Below are 16995 nucleotides of genomic sequence, written 5' to 3' on the forward strand. Positions count from 1 at the left end.
GAAACGACGCGGCCCTTGGCAAAGGCAAAAGCAACCGGGCCGACTTTACCGCCGGCGCCAAAGTAACGCTGCAGGACCACGATAGCCAGGCCCTGAACCGGGAATGGCTGCTCACCGCCATTACCCATACCGGCAAACAGCCTACGGCCTTGCAGGAAGAAGGGGGCAGCGAACCCACCAGCTACCACAACGAGTTCACCGCCATCCCGGCCGACAGAACCTGGCGCCCGATGTGTGACCACAAGCCGACCATGGACGGCCCGCAAATGGCCATCGTCACCGGCCCCGAGGGTGAAGAAATTCACTGCGACCAGTACGGTCGAGTTAAAGTCAGGTTCCCCTGGGATCGTTACTCGAAGAACGACGAACACAGCAGCGCCTGGCTAAGAGTGGCCCAGGGCTGGGCCGGCGGCCAATACGGCTTCATGGCCCTGCCGAGAATCGGCAACGAAGTCATCGTTTCCTTCCTGGACGGCGACCCCGACCAGCCCATCATCACCGGCCGCACCTACCACGCCACCAACACACCGCCGTACGCGCTGCCGGAACATAAAACAAGAACCACCCTGAAAACAAAAACCCACAAGGGCGAAGGCAGCAACGAACTGCGGTTTGAAGACGAAGCCGGTGAAGAGCAGATTTACATCCACGCCCAGAAAGACCTGGACCTGCTCACCGAAAATAACCGCACCGAAGTCATCAAGAATGACAGCCACCTGACGGTAGAGAACAACCGCTTCAGCCACACCAAAGGCAACAGCCATCACACCGTAGACGGCGAAAAGCGCGAACAAACCGGTAAAGACCACAGCTTCAACGTAACCGGCACCCTTCATCTCAAAGCCGGCACCGCGTGGCTCAGTGATTCGGGTACCGAGCTGCATATTAAAGCGGGCCAGAAAGCCGTGATCGAAGCCGGCGCCGAAATCACCCTGAAAGCCGGTGGCAGCTTTGTGAAGATTGACCCGAGTGGTGTGGCAATGGGTGGGCCGAGCATCAAATTGAATGCGGGCGGCGCTGCCGGAAAGGGGAGTGGGCAGAAGGTGCAGGTGCCGGAGAGGCCTGGGTTGGTGACCGCTGCAGGTGGGGTTGTGGCGCCAGAGCAACTGGCAGAAGTTGGTCAGAGGGTGGATGCCCAGCCGAAAGCTATCGTCACTCACCGCCTGAAGCAGGCCCGTATGCAAAGAACCGCTATTGTCGAGCAGTGCCAACAACAGCCAGATGGCACTTGTCCACTTGGGAACTGCCCATGTGGCAAGAATCAATCCGCCTGACAGCTAGAGGAGGGAGCCGTGGCATTCGCAAAATCTTCTACTGATAGGGTGCGCTATCTGGTCTTGGAAGCCAGCCAAAATCCGCCCGTGGTGCGGTCATTGTATGAGCAAACCGACAACCCGACGTGGGTTTATTTATTCGCCGAAACGGACTGGCAGCACTACCTGACGGAGAGCCCAATTGTTTTGGTGGCCAGTCAGAAAAGTGTCGAATACCAGTGGGCGTTGAAAGGATTAAAGGAAGGGCAGTTAACTGGCGTGATCCTGGAATCATCTGAAGGGCTTGAACCCGTAACGAAATGGCTAAGGGCACGCCTGAAGGTGCAATTCGATGGGCACCGGCAAGGCCTGTTGCGCTTTTACGACCCCAGGATATGGCACGGCCTGGCTCCAGTGACCCAAAAGGAAGCTGATGTGATCGAGCGCGTTATCTACTGGTATGGCGGCTCTGGAGAGGCGTGCTGGCAAATCAGTGAAAGACCCAGTCCGTTCACCATGTTTCCTGTGCCCACATTGAGCGATGCCCAATGGCAGGCATTGAATACGGTTGCCGTCTGAGTACGAATTCACTCTATGCAAAGCAAGGAATGACAGGGATGTCTGAGAATAACTCGAACCAGGTTACCGGAAGCTGTGGCCCTGCTTGTGAGGGCAAATCACTGATAATTGAAGTGATGGGAAGGGAACATCCGGAAGGGCATAGTTTTAGAATCTTTGACGAAACCAACTATGAGCAGCAGGAATGGCTGGAACGTCAGGTTCAGATTGAGCGGCTGGAAGATTCCACTCTTCATGTTTGGCCATGGCAAGGGCAGCCACCGCGTAATGTCTGGATTGAGATTGCAGCGGATGGAAGTCCGATCAGAGTGCCATTTTTGGAAGGCGCCGTTGAGGTTGTTCGGGAGGATGAGCGGCAACGCCATGTCATTTTTCCGGTTGTTCCCGCCACGCTGATCTCGGGTGTTGAATTGTATGGAAAAAACCCGGTTGACCATGTGCTTGCGAGGGCAGGATTTCTTTATCTGTTTCACAAAGGAAAGCTTTGGCGGGAGCTGGAGATTCAGATCGATGAAAATGGTATCACTCGGTATTGCGACGTAGGGCTTGTCGATTATCGTCTGCGCAATGGGCAACTAAAGGCAGGCTACCGTGAAGTTACAGGAAGTGGACTAGCGGAAATTTGGCTTCCAGCCAGAGTCGATGGGGGATGGCTGAATCTTCAGGCAGCATACAGCGAATCGCAGTGGTCGGGAGAGCGAATCAACCACCTTGAGTTGTCAGTTGACGACCGTAAGCATCGATGTAATCTGATTAGTATGCAGTTCGATCCTGATAAACGGGAGGATGTCGCAAGCCTTCGCGTTTCGAACGGAAATACCACTGCGTTTATGGCTCAATACTTGGAGCCACAAAGACCAAGAAAACCAGCTTTTGAATGGCAGTTTGATAGACCTGAGCAGTATTTGTTTGATCTCAATGGAGATTATCCTGCCAGGGCAATGCGAGACGCGGTGTCGATGCATCAGCGGCATGAGGATCCAGACCCGGAAGACCCGATTGCGGAAGACGAACGGCCTGAGATGACAGCGTTGTCAAACTGCCTGCACAACACGCTACAAGAGCTGAACCTCGCAGAGGCTGAGCGATTGCAGGAATGCAGGCCGGAAGAACCTGAGCCTTTTGCATGGGGTGGTGAGGAGTCCTGCGTGGCGGACTGTACTTCGCAAGCGAAATTGCGAGGTATTGGTGTGATCAGGCTGGACGACCCGGTTTATCAGCTGCGATATGTGCAGCGTCGCCGCCAGGTTGCGGCTTGGTTCATGAATGCAGCGGTTCGTCGGACAAAATTCAGGCCCTATTTCGATTCCGCATTGTTGGTCTACTCTGTAATAAAACCTGAAACTATTGCGTCGGAGCAAAATCCGCTCCATAAACACATGTCGGAGGTGACCGGCAAAGGAAAGGCCGAGCTGGAACGCTCTCTTGCGGTGTCTGAGCGAGCAATGGCCAGGCGTTATCTGGATGAAGTGCATACGGAGTTGTTGGAAAGGCTGTCGGATGAACGTACTCATCATGTGCTGACGGATTTATTTACCCATTACAGTTATGACTATGCGGGTGCATTCAACTTTGTTACTTCGCTGGTCATGAATCTAGTGACAGAACCCGCCGAATGCGATGCTCTCAAAATCGAAGCTGAAGGTGCCGTGGATGGCCAGGGGAAGCGCTGGCTTGAAGGGTTGTGTGGAGGCAGTCATAGCCGGGTGCTGTACTCATTGCTATTTCCTCGTTTTCAATCAGAAGACCTTAAAAGGCCCTATGAGCCCCCCACAGCGCCTCAACCCAATCGCGGCAATGGACGGTTCCGGGAAACCGAACTGGCGGCCATGGCTGATATGGATTTGCCAGAAATTGAGGAGCTGAAGACCTTAGATGGCCTGGAACTTGCGGTTGAAGCTGCGGCGGGTTCATACGCAACGTTGTTAACCGCCAATCTTCGACTTGGCAGCCAGGTTTTGATGAGTGTCCATGGCAATATGTGGGCCGCCATCCATCACGCAAGCCAAGCTATTGACGCTCGAAATAGCGAACTTGCAAATATAAGGAGAGAGCTGGAGGCTCTTCGGATACGAAAAACCGAGCTTGAAAACCAGCGCTGGGCGACGGAACGGCGAATCAACAACCTCAGAGGGAAGGAGGTAGAGCTCGCAGATATTCGAAACCGACTGAGCCAGATGGAGACTCGATACCAGGGGCTGGTGCTCCAGAAACAAGCGCTTGCGAGAACAGCGGTTCTTGGCCGGATGAAGCTCTATTCGGGATCGTTGGAGCAGTTACGTCGATCGTTACCGGGCTTATTGGGAAAAATTGAACTCAAACGCTTCTCCAAAGCATTGCAGAAAGATTACCTGGTCTTTGAAATTAGCAAGGAGAGGCTAGCGCAATTCGGCAAAACGCGGGGCACAGCTTTATTTGGCGATTTAATCCTGCAAGCTACTGATGAGAATCTTCAGGCATCGACTAACAAGAAACGGAGTAGGGCTGCGGGTATTGCTTCGGATGTGGCGGAAGACGCTTATGTGCTGGTCATCCCCAGAACCGAGGCCATTGCCCTGATGATGCAGGACATCTCTGCTGCTGAATCCCGGTTTCGAGACGCCGTACATAAGCTGGAAGAGCTTGAGGGCTTGATCGATAATGCCCCTAACACCCCCGCTGCAGCTGCGGCGATAGCGGCCCGGAAACTTGATGCCGCGAAACTGGAATTGGAGATATCGGAGAGAGAGCTGAAGGCTTTTGAACGGGAGATCGAACAGGTTCATCGCAGAGAGCAATATATAAGTGATCTTGAAGCAGCCAACGATGCCGCCAATCAAGTTGATCAAGCCGAGATTGACAGTAAAAGATCCAGTCGCTTGTATCGTGTATTGAATAAGCCGATTTTTCCGGTGTTTGTTGGCCTAATGGAAATTCATAATATTTCGAGTGTTTGGGCTGCCGACAAATATGACACAAGGGTTAAAGGTGAATACCGAGCTACAATTCGTCAGCTAAGTGCAGGCCTTGATTTGGCAGCAGCGAGTACCGCAATCAGTGAACGCTGGATGATGGGGCCATCCAAAGTCCTTGCCTTCGAGTTGCCAGGAAGGGCTGGGCAAATATACGTTCGCCTTTTCGGAACATCATTAACGGTAAGGAGTGGCTTGGGTGCAGCAGCCGGGTTTTTAATGGCACTGGATGCGGGATTCGATGCCTACTACGAATATCGGATGGGCAATATTGGGGCGGCTGTAGGCTATGGTCTTCTTGCAGGTAGTGGCATAGCGTTCGGTTTTGCCAGTCTGGTGGGTAAGGCGGGTCTCATGCTAGTACTTGGTCCAAAAGGCTGGTTGGTCGCCGGTGTGATCCTGGCAGTGGCTGGCTTGGCAACGGTTTTCGCCTTCAGTGACGAGCCACTGGATATATGGATGAGGCATGGCCCGTTCGGGCCCTTAAATGAAAAACCCTTCTTGAAAGACTCGGGTGAAGCATATTACCGTTTGATCAGTTTGTTGATGGGGGTTTCCGTCAGGCTTGAATATAATCCCTTGCGCCCGGCAGCGCGTGATGGATTGTTAGAAGGCTCGAGTGCCGAGAGAATTGAAGCCTTATCGAATGCTGGTGAACGCTTGGTAATTGAAAGTGCCATTCCGGGTTTGTTCAGTTCTGGGTTGTTTGCCAAGGTAGTCGTCAAACTTCAAATGCTTGAAACGGTCGCGGTGACGAGGGGATGGGGCAACGTGCGGGTCAATAAGATCGCTGGGGAAGATATAAAACAGTATTGCCTGTTTACCGAGCAGTCTGAATCTGGGGCGCAAATTTACCTTGAGGCTCCTGCCAATGAGCGACGAAAGCTCGATAGCTGGTTCTGGGAAGGTGATATATGGGAAACCAAAACTTATCGGTGGCAGGCAAAAGTGCAAATACAGGCGCAGAAATCACCAGATAGCTTGTTGATGGTTTTCCCGGCACCTGCCCCGGAAGATCCGTTGGCCTTTAATCAGGACAATAATCTGCATAGTGAACCCAACTTCAGGCAGACTGGTCAGCCCTTCTGGTACAGTCAAAGAGTCCAGGAAAATGTTGAATAAGTCTCCCAACGGGGCGAGCTCAGGTGATTTCTACGGGCAGTATGCCTACCGCTCCAACGCCATTCCTCCCCAGAAAAATCAGCCGCAAGAATTGAACCGGAAAGGCCTGGATCGTTCCGCCAGTTTGCGTTTGCCTTGGGGGAATGCCCGCGATGTTCTGCCGCCGACATTCATGTCCGGAAACCCACCCAGGAAGCTGCGAAGGCTGGAAAAAAAGGAAGACCAGGCCGATAAACTTGAGCTTTACGTTGAGAACAGTCACGTATGCTTTCGGCACGCGCCCCTAGCGTTTCAGGCGCGTTTTTTTGACATGATATATGTTCTTGGGAAGGTGTGGTTCTACCTCGTTTCTCCGATGTATCTAATTATTCTAATTTTGAGGTCGCCACTCTTTGGGCGTTTTGAGGGGGGCTGGTTTGAATATATTGAAGGTTTGGGACTTCCTGGCTTATCTATCCTCATGGGCGGATTGACTCTCATAATCTTCTCCGACATAGCCTTCCGCCTCTTCCCGAAATGGCTTCACCAAAACGGCCGGGGCCCCGAATGGGAATTCAACCGTCGCACCGGCATGATCAAAGCTTGGCAATACTCCCGAAAACTCCCGTTCGTGCCCAGAAAGCCCCCGGTAGTGATCGAAAAACCCTTTTACGAGTTTGATGCCTGGTGCTGCGCCCGGGTCGACCGGTTCGGCACCTTGTTCGATCTGGTGCTGTCTCACCGGTACAGCAAGCTGGACGTAACCGTTGGCGATATTCTCGGCGCCCACGGCAGTGCCACTATGTGCTACGCCTACTGGGATTTTATCCAGAACTACATGGATATCACCAAGCCGCTGCCGGAACTTCCTATGCTGGAGCGATACCGTCCGCTGGACCCGACGACCGCAGAGCACGACCGGAAAACAGGCCGCCCTTCGCGTTACTGGCGGGATATGGACGATGAAACCTTCAAGAAGAAAGTTGACCGGATGTTCACCGAAGTCACCATTATCGACACTACCAAGCGGCGGAATTTGATGGCAGAGAAGTTGAGGTATGCAACCTGACTGAATTGGGGCTCTTTCAGGCAATATCAGGGTGATTTGAATACGAATATGCTACTTTCAGCGCGCTGATTGAAACTGTCCAACACGTACCTGGTTAATGGATTGACCAACATGCATTCGACGTATACCAACCTCCCCATTGTTAAGCATCAAGTGTACCGGAAAGACCGGGCATTAATGTACCAAACGGCTGGACTGCTGTTCGCTACGATCTGCGGGCTCGCCTACTGGTTTTACCTGGATACCTCATCAGTAGTACCGGCAATCATCTTTATTATCTTCACGAGCTCTGTTTTTTGGGGGTATCTGCGGCTGGATTTCGGAAACATTAATCACATGGTTGAAGTGACTCCTGAATTCTTGCGAGTTGATGACTGCCCATTAAAGGAAATCGCCTGGCGGGATATTGCTCAACTTAAACTGGAAAAACGTTCCAATTCCCAGGGAGGGCGATCTGCGCTACTGATTATCTATTTGAAGGACGGACACAGGTACCGTCTCCCGAAGCCTGGCAGGTTCATATCGAAACAGCTCAGGGATGGAGGAATTATTGCCACGAACCTTTACAACTATGAGGGCGACTACAACGAGATTTTTGAGCAACTTTGTGTGGCGAGAGAGGGTGGGCAGTTTTTTCTGTGGTCATCAAATCGTGTTGGGCCACTTGATCAGGTAGATCCGTCCATAAAAACGTGTTCAGTCTTGGTAAACAAGCAGGCTTGATATTTTGACTTGCGGAACGGATTCAACAAACGATTCGGATCACTATTATGGATCTGCAGCCTATCGTCCGCAGTCGACTCCTGACCAGGTCGATCAGCACCAAGATTTATAACACACGAAGCTCGGGCGATCGGCGGGCGTTCGATTGCTCTTGGGAACCACCCAGGAGGCCGTTTCTGAGCCTGAGCAACATCATGAGCAACGAGAATCATACGGACATGGCCCTAAACTCACTCCCGGATGGGGTTATTGTTTCTGAAGCCGGATTCAATGGCAGTATCAAACTAGCGGATTCCGCTTGGCCGAGTTATTACGGTTCTTACGCTTATCGCTCTGATGCCATTCCTGACCAAAGTAATCAGCCGCAAGAATTGAACCAGACAGGGCTGGATCGATCCGCCAGTCTTTGTTTGCCATGGGGAAATACCCGTGAGGTGGTGCCCCCGACCTTCATGTCCGATGATCCACCAAAAAAACTGCGAAGGTTGGAGAAAAAGGAAGATTTGGCTGACAAGCTCGGGCTTTACGTCGAGAACAGCCACGAATGCTTCCGGCATGCACCGTTGGCATTTCAGGCGCGTTTTTTCGACATGATTTCTGTTCTGGGAAAAGTCTGGGCTTATATTGTGTCTCCTATAGTATTGATCGTTTTGATCTTGGTGTCCCCTCTGTTTGGCATGCGAGATGAAACCTGGCCTGAATTCTTGCACAGTTTGATTCCCCTGGAAGTTACCCTTTTAGTGGGTGGCTGGTTTCTGATACTTATCGGTGGTCTAGCCTTCCGCCTCTTCCCGAAATGGCTTTTCAGAAACGGTCGAGGCCCCGAGTGGGAATTCAACCGTCGCACCGGCATGATCAAAGCTTGGCAATACTCCCGAAAACTCCCGTTCATGCCCAGAAAGCCCCCGGTAGTGATCGAAAAACCCTATTACGAGTTTGATGCCTGGTGCTGCGCCCGGGTCGACCGGTTCGGCACCTTGTTCGATCTGGTGCTGTCTCACCGGTACAGCAAGCTGGACGTAACCGTTGGCGATATTCTCGGCGCCCACGGCAGTGCCACTATGTGCTACGCCTACTGGGATTTTATCCAGAACTACATGGATATCACCAAGCCGCTGCCGGAACTTCCTATGCTGGAGCGATACCGTCCGCTGGACCCGACGACCGCAGAGCACGACCGGAAAACAGGCCGCCCTTCGCGTTACTGGCGGGATATGGACGATGAAACCTTCAAGAAGAAAGTTGACAGGATGTTCACCGAAGTTACCATCATCGACACTACCAAGCGACGAAATTTGATGGCAGAGAAGTTGCACTACGCCTCATGAAAAAGTAGCGAAAGGGGAGCCGAGGTAATCAAGGAAGCTATGGCGAGTAATACAATAATTGACCCAAAAGCGCCTGTATTTAGAAACATACCTATGATCAGGACTGAGGGTGAGATTTGATGGCAGCATGGGAAAGTAGGCGGTTCATTTCGTGAGAGGGGTCGCAGAGGTCAGCTATGCGCCGTTGCCTCGGTTTGAAGTGAATAGATCGATCTCAGGGCACCGTGTATAGTTGTCTCGTTTGAAATCACTGCCGGACGCAGTGTAATACTGGAAAAGGATAATCCGATGATACTGGCCCCTGAAATCAGATTTCAGAGCATTTCTGTTCAAGACCTCCAGAGCCTCGCCGAGGACCTCCAGCGGGCGCTTCCCAACTCTACCGTTACGCCGGTAAATCAACGCGGTAGACCCGCTGACTGGCGCAGTGGAAAGGTCGCGGCATTGCGGCTGAAAAGCGATGATCGGAAGAAGGCATTCATGATATTGAGCATGAAAGAAGCCACTATCGCGCCTCAACATTCTGATCCGGACACGTTAGCGATGGCACTGTCCGTCCTCTCGGGCAAACTTGAACTTCGACAAGACGAAGAAGCTGCAACTGGCCTGTTGTGTACCACTGGGTTCCTCGCTGTGCTTGGCTTCATCATAGCGGAAAGAGCTGCGCCCCAAACCATGGTGATGGTGGGTGTTCTGGTAATTGGCTTGTTGCTGCTGGTTGTTGGTTTGTTGATGTTCGGGGTGAGAGGCCGTAATACCCCTTGCAAAGGCGTCAGCCGGTTGTCGCTTCTTTTCATCTTACCGGGCTTGTTGATGATGGCCCCTTTAAGTTTGCTGAATCTTCCTTTGATGAATTATCTCCGGCGTTTTCACGGCAGTCGGTTGCTCGATCGACTGGCATAGCGGGCTTGCTCATCACCTACTGATCAATAAGCCCAACGGATGGTGAAAATGGTACGTGATCGAATGTTGTTCGATGAAGATAGTGCTGTTGTGCGTTACCGTTGGGAGCCAGGAGGCCAGCGAGCCTCCCAGGACGGCCAATTGTTGGCTTTGAGTCCAGCCCCGGTTGCCACTGGCGAGCGCGCAGTAGACGCTACCAACTGGATTCGCCGGAAAACAAACGGTTGGTTAGATCTTCAAGGTGGCAACTGGTTGCTCGGTGCAGAGTTTGCGTTGATGTTCTTGAGTCTGAGTGTGTTAACGGTTTTTGCTGCCTTGGCCCTGGAAGAAAGTGGGGGACTGGTTCTTCCAGCGTTACCTGGCCCACGTCATCACTGAGCGCCGGATCAGAACCTTAGCGCTACGGAGTTTGCCAGAGGAACTTAAGGCCTGGTCTGAACCGCTGCCGGAATCGCAGTGGGCCAAACCCTCAGAAACGCTCAAGGCCCTCAATGAGCAATTGACCCAAGCCTACCAGCTGGGCCTGAAATTTAGCCGAATGGGGCCGCTGTCTGAGTGGCAGAAGGGCCGAATGGCAAAATCACAACGCAAGCGTGGCAATGGGCGAAAGACGACCGCCGCCTTTTAGCTAGCGGCTTGTAGGTGTTACCCATCCGGTTTGCTCAGGATGATCAGCGGGCTGAAAGATTCAGGAATACAGGGACTGATGAACAACGGATCTGCAGCTTCCATGACGGATAGTTACTATGGCCAGTTTGCCTACCGTTCCGATGCGACCGGTCTCGATATGACAGATGCATACAGTGACAATGCCTATCGCGCAGATCGGATACCCACTCTGCCACCGGGGGGGCACGCCAAAATGGATCGGGCTTTCCAACGTTTGCCTTGGGGACATTACCAGAGTCCGGTTGTACCCAGTACCATGAAAGCTCAGTTAGCTTATGCTCGGTTGTTCAAAAATGAAAACGACACCGAGGACGGCTTTCCGTGGGGAGAATCAGTTTTTACAATAAGTCGAGGCTTCTTTGTTAGGTTACAGAGTGCACTGTATATGCTCTACATTATGGCTGCTCTCGGCTTGTCTATATCGCTTTTTGGAGAGTTAATTGTCGTAATGTCCATGTTGTCGGACAACCCCACGGTGGGTGGCTTTGTCAATTATCTCGACGGAATAAAGTGGCTCTACGTTGTGCTTTTCAGTTGTCTTTTTGGAGGTAAATACGGTCGATATCTCCTGGCCCTTATCAATGAAAAACGCCTTCGCTCCGACCCAGCCGGTCTTTACCGCCGGGAGGGTTTGGTACGAGTTAAACGGAAGAGCGATGTGTTCGAAGCGCCGTTCATCGAGTTTGATGCCTATCGTATGCATACCGCATCTGGTCGTGGGGGTCGCTACTACAACCTGATGTTGCAGCACCGGTACAGCAACACCCAGTTGTGGATGAAGGGGCTGGTGACCGATGCCATGAATCCCAAGGACATCAACGCATATTGGAGCATGATTCAGCAGTTCATGGATGTATCTGGGCCTTTGCCGGACGTGCCCATTTTCGAGCCTTTCCGCCACCGTGACCCGGTCACCCAGGCTGCCGACCGGAAAAGTGGTCGAGATTCGTTTTTCTGGCGAAACATGACCAATGATCAATGGCATGCGGATAATGAAGGTGATTACGAGCAACGAATGCAGGATGCTGACTTCAGCAAGCACCACTGCCAAGATTGCATTCTGGATGCCCGCATTCAGGGGCGAGGTTTACCACTGCCTTATCAGCCGCGAGGCCTGAGATAGCGGTCAGTTTGTTTTGTGGAATCGCTCTCAACATTGAGCAAGATTTGGCGCATTTTAAGCCCAGAGCAGGGCACCCAAACGCTTGGTCAGGTAGACTATCGCAATCGTAAATGGTCAAAAGCATCGGATGAAAAGGATTTCAGTTTTGACTTGCAGGCGTATTCTTTTATTCGTTTTGCTATCAGCAACCCACCTCGCTCACGCCGCTGTCTACCAATGGACGGATGCCAGCGGCCAGGTCCATTTTGGTGACCGCCCGCCAGCTCAGGCCGATTCCAGAGAAGTCCCGGTCAATACCGCCCCGGTTCAAAACGATTCAACCGCGCGTCAGCGCCACCATAAAATGACTGAGTTCCTGAACCAGCAACAGCAGGAACGAGAAGCGCGTCAGGCCCAAGAGGCCAGCGCCCGAAAGCAGGCCGAAAGGGCCGAGGAGGCCTGTCAGAAGCTGAGGGCGAGGATGAAGCACATGGAGAGTATCTCCACCTTCTACGACCTCAACGAACGCGGGGAGCGGGTGTTTGTCTCGGAGGAAGAGAACCAGCAGATACGTGGTCGGTTTCGGGCCAAAGTTCAGAAAGCATGCAATCAGGGGTAATGCTGGCTGCACTCGTTATCAATAACCATCAACGCAGTGTTATCACAAGGAGAAAACCATGTCAGGAAGCCGCGATCACCTTGAAATGTCGTTCATGTCGATCAGGTGCTTTACCGATGATGGACGGCTGGACGCCGAAGAGCTCGGTTCGATTGTGCGAATCGCCGAGCGCGATGGTGTGATTGATGAAAACGAAATCCGGGTGTTGCGCAACATCATTTCAAGAATAAAGCCTGGTGAAGTTGACGAGGCGATGCGCCGTCGGCTGCAGGAGATAGACCGCAAGATTTCCGGAGCCTGAACAGCTCCTGTCTGCTCTGCGCTCGATAGAGTGTGGCTCAACAACATAAGGAATAGAGCGTTCGAATCATGGAAGATTCATTTGTACCGACCGAAACTGCTTTCACCAACCTCATCGCCCGTGCCGACAATCTCAGCCTGATTCGGGACTGGCAAGACGTGATTTTTCATGCCCTGTTTGTAAAGAAGCGCCAGGGTCTGGAGCTGCCAATGTTGCTCCCGTTCGACGGGAATCAGTGCTTTGTGGCCAGCCCGGACCCCGACGCTGTTCGGGCGGCCATGGCAGATTACAGCTATGAAGAAGACCTGGATGTTTTTATCAAGCCTGTAGCCTTGGGTGAGCTGGCCAGGAATGCCTATCTTTTAGGTGCGTGGCTCTGTTGGGTCGGGCCCAAACTCGTCATGAACAGTTCACTGATGCACTTGCTTGGAATGAAAACACTGGCCTATGAGGGTTTTGGGCAAGAGCGTTTATATCAGGCGATAGTCCATGAAATTCAGGGTTCCGATGGGGATGTTGTACCGATAAAAGCTCAAACCTGGAGGGTCAGCCGCGTTTCTGAAAACGGTGTTACAGAAGTCATCAGTGAGCATGTGATATTCGATGACCGGGATTTTGTGATACTTGGGTCAGATGTTGAGCGGGTTCGAAATGCCAGAAAACGTAGCCAGTTATCGGCTGATGAGCAGGAGTTGTTTGATTGGTGGGGGCGGCCTGTTTACGATTTTGCGGCACTGCAAAAACCGGATGCAGACGGCGCGGGTGATGAGCGGGAGGGCACCTATGTGCCTGTTCCTTCCATCCCTGATGAGTCCTGGCTGACATCTTTTTACGATCTGGAACGGGCTGTTAATAATCAGATTATGCCGGACTCAACTCGACTAAGGCTGGAGGTCGTTGAGGCCGATGTGTTTCCGGAGGTCGATGATCTGAGTGGCGATGAGCTTGCGAGGGTAAAGGGGCGTCGGTTTGGTATCCGCTTTGCAGATCATCCGGAGTGGTCTTTATCGTTGGGCGGCGGTGGGCTCGCGATGAGTGATTATTCTGATGAAGTCTGGTTGCCCAGGGATGCCGGAGTTCATGAGATGCCAGAACACCTGAGGTTGAAACTCATACGGGCGATTGCCTGGGTGTTGTTCTGGAAAGGGCAAGAGATAGGCAAGCGTGCACACCTTGTGCCCGGGCAATTTGAGGGCGTGAAGCCGTTCTGTCCTGATAACCTGAATAGGCTCTTTGTGCCGGATAAGGCCGATCATCGATTTCCTGTGCTGGCCGCTATGCCGTGTGGCACAGAACAGGTTCCCGTGTTGGTGCACGGTGAGGTGCCTGAAGGATACGTTTGTGAGGTGTTGGAGCGGTGTACGATTCCTGCTTCTGATCTACCTCGTGGGCTAGCGGGACGGGATGCCTTGTTGGTCAACGGTGCTGTGCCTTTTGGTGCCATGTGTTCGTTTATTGTGGTGCCGGTTGCGGCCATCGAGTTCCCGGAGGACTGGTACACCGGTTTTCGCACATCCACCACGCAGCTTATTGCTGACTTGGAGTTTTACCTTGGTCAGGAGCATCGGGAAGCCCAGGTAAAAAGTGCCGGGCATGAACAGAAAGATCCCGATGGCGTCGGGAATGTCCTCGGGATCTGCCTGGTGTTCTTTGTTTTCGTCATTCTGCTGATCGCGATAGCAGGATAAATCAGCAAGTATGGGCTGGCTCTCACCTGCTGATGCTGGCCTCTGGCTGATTCAACATCGCAATCAGCGGATTCTTCCGGAATACGTAATCCCGCAACAGATACCCCAGCAATAATCCCAGGCCGAACCCGCCGAGGTGAGCAGCCCAGGCCACGCCGCCCTGGGCAGTTAACATGCCGAACAGGTTGATCAGACTCCAGATCAGGAAGTACCAATGGGGAGCGAGCTTCTTCTGGTAAACGATGATCATGAAGGTCAGGCTGGCATGGCGGAACCACATCAGGTAGAGGCCGAACAGAGCGGCGATGGAGCCGCTGGCCCCCACCAGCAGTAACGGACCCTGGGAGCTGTCGAACAGCAGAATTTCCGCCAACGCGGCCATGACACCCGTGAACAGGTAAAGTGCCAGGAAAGCGCCGTGGCCGAGGGCGTCTTCCAGGTTGTCGCCGATGATCCACAGGAAATACATGTTGCCCACCAGGTGCATCAGTCCCCCGTGAACAAACTGGTAGCTAAGCAACTGGAAAACGAACTGCGCCGGGCTCTGGGTGTCGGAATTCAAACCCAGGTTCACGAAAATCCAGTCGTTGGTATCGGGTGCGGCCATGCCGGCAACAAACACCAGGCTGCAAAGAAGAATCAGCGCCCGGGTTACCCAGGGTGTGCGATGGGGCCGGATGTTGTATTCCACTGGCATGGAGGTAAAAAACTGGAACAGCCAGGACTTCCAGGTCACTTTCTGGTTCAGGTCGGTCAGCGCCTGCTTCAAGGTTGGCGAGTGCATCACCTGGTTCACTTCGTGTTTGTCCAGCCAAACACCGTCGCAGCCTGGGCAGCAGTCGATTTCCGCAGTGTAGTGCTCGAGTAGCTGGTAGTGAACCATGGGTATCTTGCAGCGTCGGCACTGTCTATCGCTTGTTCGCAAGGCTGCACCCAGATGAAGCTCGTGATCATAGTCATCAATATGGTCGTGCTGGCTCGCAATCGCCCGATTCAATGCGCCGTCTTCAAACCATAAGCCGTGACAGTGCCGGCAATCCAGTATGGAGGGGTTGCTGGTAGCCTTAAGGCTGTCGGTGCTGCATGAGGGGCAACGTTGAGTGCGTGTTCTGGGCATGACGTCCTTTTCCTGGTTCAACATCGATTGCGTTAGGTGACCGGTTAAGCAGGGCTATGGGTTACTGCTTGGGCGGCGTCAGGTAGTTGTGGGCAAACCCTTGCAGCTCCTCCGAAACCCGCTGCCGAATAGTGGCTCGATCTTGTGGGTCAAGATCATACTTTCGGGCCAGCAATTCGAAGTCTTCGTCTTTCAGCGTAATGGTCAGCCGGGGACGGGCTCTGCCTTTTCGGTAGGGCAGCTGGAGTACCTTTCGAACCATGTCCGAGGTGGTCATGTCCTGCAACGCCGCCGACACGCGGAAGGCTCGCTGAATGTCGTTGGAGAGATCGAAGGCCATTTGAACGGCCTGAACAGCCTGCTCTTCTTTTGACCAATCCGGTGTTCTTGCCATGGGTTTTGCCTGGGGGTTGCGCCCCCGGGGTTCCGGGGGCGTCAGGTTTACTGTGCCGGGCTGTCTTTGAGCCGTGCCAGTACGTTGTTCACTGCATCTTGTTCGCCGTCGATGCCAGCAGCTTTCAGTTTTTCATCCAGGTCAGCACCGGTCAGCTCCTTCTCGAGCGCGGCGCTGGCGGTCTGCCGGTCTTCTTCCCGGGCCTGGCGCTCACGGATACGCTCAAGGGTGTCTTTGGCGGTGCTCAGGGAAGACTGCTGGCTGTTGATGTTGGTATCAATCTGGGCAGTCGTGCGCAGTACCCGCTCGTTGGTCTTCACCACTTGCAGTTCCCGGCGGTAATCGGCCAGTTGTTTCTCGGCCCGTTGCACTCGGTCTTTCAGTCCGGCAATGCGTTGTTGCAGCAGTTCCCGGGTCTGGGTCAGCTCTGCGCCGCGACGTTCGTGGCCGACAATGCGTTCAGCCACTTCTCTGGCCAGATCTTCCTGGCCGGCGGCGATGGCCTTGCGGGCATCCTGTTCGCGTTTGCTGGCACTGTCCTGTTCGGAGCGGATCTGTCGGGCGAGAGAGGCGGATTCCGCCATCAAAGCCGCCAGTTCCTGTTTGGCCTGTTTCAGTTCATGCTCGGAATCCCGCAGTTCCTGTTCCAGAATCCGGTTGCCCTGGCCATCGACTACAGCTTCACCCAGTTCGTTAACGCCACCACGCATAGCGGTCAGAATTTTCTTCAGTACGGTTCTCATGTCTCAGCCCTCACTTAAGCCAGGTAGTCTTCAAATGTCTGTAACAGGTCGATGGCATTCTCGGCCAGAGTGACCAGTTCCTGCATGATTTCGGCTGTGCCGGAGGTTGGGCTCAGAGCACCGTACACCACATAGTGGTCACCGGTTTTTCCCAGTGCGCTCAGGGGCATCGGCACGCTGATTCTCAGCATGTTCTCGTGCAGTTCGTTCAGGCGATCCGGGTTCAGTTCCTGTTCGTCAAAAAGGTACACAAGGCACAGAATCTGAGTGTCGGTTACGGTAAGGTACACCGGCGTTTCTTCGGCTCCGGAGACCGTCACCTGAAGCACCGGTTCGTCACCGGAAATGGGCATGACATCGAAGGTTCGGCCGGTATGGGTAGAGTCACCCAGGGCCAGGGTGAGAGTTTGAATATCCACGAATAGCTCCTTCCTGTGGCATTGAATCGGTTCGGC

17 protein-coding genes and 1 pseudogene are annotated in these 16995 nt (G+C 53.3%); 13 read left to right on the forward strand and 5 right to left on the reverse strand.

Annotated elements, in window-relative coordinates:
* The 5 genes from QPL95_RS13615 to QPL95_RS13635 form a co-directional block, all read left to right on the forward strand.
* A partial coding sequence (locus QPL95_RS13615; RefSeq protein ID WP_303291535.1) for a type VI secretion system Vgr family protein occupies positions 1-1274 on the forward strand: 1274 nt, incomplete at its 5' end.
* A gap of 18 nt (positions 1275-1292) precedes the next feature.
* Complete coding sequence (locus tag QPL95_RS13620) at positions 1293-1832, forward strand: DUF4123 domain-containing protein (RefSeq protein WP_303291536.1); 540 nt, start codon at positions 1293-1295, stop codon at positions 1830-1832.
* Positions 1833-1870: 38 nt separating this feature from the next.
* Positions 1871-5905, forward strand: a complete 4035-nt coding sequence (locus tag QPL95_RS13625; RefSeq protein ID WP_303291537.1) for a hypothetical protein — start codon at positions 1871-1873, stop codon at positions 5903-5905.
* Positions 5906-6515: 610 nt separating this feature from the next.
* Complete coding sequence (locus QPL95_RS13630; protein ID WP_303291538.1) at positions 6516-6953, forward strand: hypothetical protein; 438 nt, start codon at positions 6516-6518, stop codon at positions 6951-6953.
* Between the two features lie 111 nt (positions 6954-7064).
* The gene (locus QPL95_RS13635) at positions 7065-7676 is read left to right on the forward strand and encodes a hypothetical protein (protein WP_303291539.1); all 612 of its coding nucleotides are present in this window, start codon (positions 7065-7067) and stop codon (positions 7674-7676) included.
* Positions 7677-7955: 279 nt separating this feature from the next.
* On the opposite strand, the gene QPL95_RS13640 is transcribed toward QPL95_RS13635, so the two are convergent.
* Positions 7956-8093 carry a hypothetical protein gene (locus QPL95_RS13640; protein WP_303291540.1) on the reverse strand — a complete coding sequence of 46 codons (138 nt, stop codon included), beginning with the start codon at positions 8091-8093 and terminating at the stop codon, positions 7956-7958.
* 86 nt (positions 8094-8179) lie between these two features.
* Between QPL95_RS13640 and QPL95_RS13645 the strand changes: the two genes are divergently transcribed.
* From QPL95_RS13645 to QPL95_RS13680, 8 genes and pseudogenes are all read left to right on the forward strand, one after another.
* The gene (locus QPL95_RS13645; protein ID WP_303291541.1) at positions 8180-9004 is read left to right on the forward strand and encodes a hypothetical protein; all 825 of its coding nucleotides are present in this window, start codon (positions 8180-8182) and stop codon (positions 9002-9004) included.
* A 288-nt stretch (positions 9005-9292) separates the two neighbouring features.
* On the forward strand, positions 9293-9907 hold the full coding sequence (locus QPL95_RS13650) for a hypothetical protein (RefSeq protein WP_303291542.1): 615 nt from the start codon (positions 9293-9295) through the stop codon (positions 9905-9907).
* A gap of 331 nt (positions 9908-10238) precedes the next feature.
* Positions 10239-10535, forward strand: a complete 297-nt coding sequence (locus QPL95_RS13655) for a hypothetical protein (RefSeq protein WP_303291543.1) — start codon at positions 10239-10241, stop codon at positions 10533-10535.
* Between the two features lie 78 nt (positions 10536-10613).
* Positions 10614-11699, forward strand: coding sequence for a hypothetical protein (locus QPL95_RS13660; protein WP_303291544.1), 1086 nt, complete (start codon positions 10614-10616; stop codon positions 11697-11699).
* 127 nt (positions 11700-11826) lie between these two features.
* Positions 11827-12018 (forward strand): annotated as a pseudogene (locus tag QPL95_RS13665) (DUF4124 domain-containing protein); the annotation flags it as partial.
* 24 nt (positions 12019-12042) lie between these two features.
* Positions 12043-12297: a hypothetical protein gene (locus tag QPL95_RS13670; protein WP_303291719.1), complete on the forward strand. Its 255-nt coding sequence runs from the start codon at positions 12043-12045 to the stop codon at positions 12295-12297.
* A gap of 58 nt (positions 12298-12355) precedes the next feature.
* Complete coding sequence (locus QPL95_RS13675) at positions 12356-12598, forward strand: hypothetical protein (RefSeq protein WP_303291545.1); 243 nt, start codon at positions 12356-12358, stop codon at positions 12596-12598.
* A 68-nt stretch (positions 12599-12666) separates the two neighbouring features.
* The gene (locus QPL95_RS13680) at positions 12667-14286 is read left to right on the forward strand and encodes a hypothetical protein (protein ID WP_303291546.1); all 1620 of its coding nucleotides are present in this window, start codon (positions 12667-12669) and stop codon (positions 14284-14286) included.
* Between the two features lie 22 nt (positions 14287-14308).
* Here the strand turns inward: QPL95_RS13680 and QPL95_RS13685 are convergent, their stop codons facing one another.
* The 4 genes from QPL95_RS13685 to QPL95_RS13700 form a co-directional block, all read right to left on the reverse strand.
* Positions 14309-15403 (reverse strand): rhomboid family intramembrane serine protease, encoded by a 1095-nt coding sequence (locus tag QPL95_RS13685; protein ID WP_303291547.1) that lies wholly within the window; start codon positions 15401-15403, stop codon positions 14309-14311.
* A gap of 61 nt (positions 15404-15464) precedes the next feature.
* Entirely contained in the window at positions 15465-15797 is a 333-nt protein-coding gene (locus tag QPL95_RS13690; RefSeq protein ID WP_303291548.1) for a hypothetical protein, read from the reverse strand.
* A gap of 47 nt (positions 15798-15844) precedes the next feature.
* Positions 15845-16540 carry a PspA/IM30 family protein gene (locus QPL95_RS13695; protein WP_303291549.1) on the reverse strand — a complete coding sequence of 232 codons (696 nt, stop codon included), beginning with the start codon at positions 16538-16540 and terminating at the stop codon, positions 15845-15847.
* 14 nt (positions 16541-16554) lie between these two features.
* The gene (locus QPL95_RS13700; protein ID WP_303291550.1) at positions 16555-16959 is read right to left on the reverse strand and encodes a YjfI family protein; all 405 of its coding nucleotides are present in this window, start codon (positions 16957-16959) and stop codon (positions 16555-16557) included.
* Positions 16960-16995: the final 36 nt, after the last annotated feature.

The sequence above is a fragment of the Marinobacter sp. SS5-14b genome (assembly GCF_030541005.1).
Taxonomy (GTDB): domain Bacteria; phylum Pseudomonadota; class Gammaproteobacteria; order Pseudomonadales; family Oleiphilaceae; genus Marinobacter.